General features: G+C 54.3%; 2 tRNA genes. Both read right to left on the bottom strand.

The features are described from left to right. Positions 1-138: 138 nt before the first annotated feature. Positions 139-211 (bottom strand) — tRNA-Ala (locus FRC96_RS15995). Between the two features lie 98 nt (positions 212-309). Then, positions 310-383 (bottom strand) — tRNA-Ile (locus tag FRC96_RS15990). Positions 384-554 lie beyond the last annotated feature (171 nt).

Here is a 554-nt window from a genome sequence, read left to right as displayed (position 1 = left end):
GCGCGGTCTGCCTGTGCAATATTTCGAACGGGTCTCCCCGCCGAAACATCACGCTCGTATCTCAAGCGTCTTCACGCTGAAATACACTAATGCGTTTACCATCCTATTGACTTGTCAAAGACTTGGCGCTCGGGCCAGTGGAGGATATCGGGCTCGAACCGATGACCCTCGCCTTGCAAAGGCGATGCTCTCCCAACTGAGCTAATCCCCCAGAAGCAGAGGCGCTATGCCTGTTGCCTGCTTGCCGGTTGTGACTCACGTCACGCTACAAGCTATTCCCGAGACAGGTATCGCGAACGCGACACCAAGTGGACCTGGCTGGACTTGAACCAGCGACCTCACCCTTATCAGGGGTGCGCTCTAACCACCTGAGCTACAGGTCCTTGTATAGAAAGACACAGGAATCCAGACAGGGCACGCTCAACACACTCTAGTGTCGAGCACTCGGGCGTTTTCAAACAAAGCCGTATCATGAGCCTCACTGTGAGGCATCTGACAGGTTCGGGTTGGGACACGGATGTTCTGCATCTTGAAGCATCGTAGATGATGCTTTC

This window comes from Lujinxingia vulgaris (genome assembly GCF_007997005.1).
In the GTDB taxonomy this organism is placed as follows: Bacteria; Myxococcota_A; Bradymonadia; order Bradymonadales; family Bradymonadaceae; genus Lujinxingia.
This window is presented reverse-complemented; position numbering and strand designations above follow the sequence as displayed.